This window comes from Deinococcus alpinitundrae, from assembly GCF_009982895.1.
Lineage (GTDB): Bacteria > Deinococcota > Deinococci > Deinococcales > Deinococcaceae > Deinococcus > Deinococcus alpinitundrae.
The window spans coordinates 1-267 of sequence record NZ_WXZL01000291.1 but is presented as its reverse complement, the minus strand read 5'-3'; the positions used below and the strand labels follow the sequence as shown (position 1 = coordinate 267).

The 267-nt window shown below is 42.3% G+C and carries 1 protein-coding gene; it reads left to right on the top strand.

The window, feature by feature from the left end; genetic code table 11:
* A partial coding sequence (locus tag GUI70_RS23440) for a cyclic nucleotide-binding domain-containing protein (protein ID WP_161884584.1) occupies positions 1-267 on the top strand: 267 nt, incomplete at both ends.

The window sequence follows — 267 nt, the reverse complement described above, 5'->3', positions numbered from 1 at the left end:
CGGCAGTTAATTGAACAGGGAGGTTACCCAGAATTTGTGTATTTTATCGTGAAGGGATTGGTTGTGGGTAAAAAAATCTACCGAGACGGTAATGAATTTACATATTTTTTGGCAGACAATAAGGCGGGCAACATCGGATTGTTAGAGGTGTTAGCACACCAAGTTCACTATGCCGCAGCGGTAGAATGCTTAACGGACGTTACTTTGGTTAAAGTGCCGGCGCCACTGATTTATCAAAAAATAATGGAAGATCCGGTGTTGTTACGA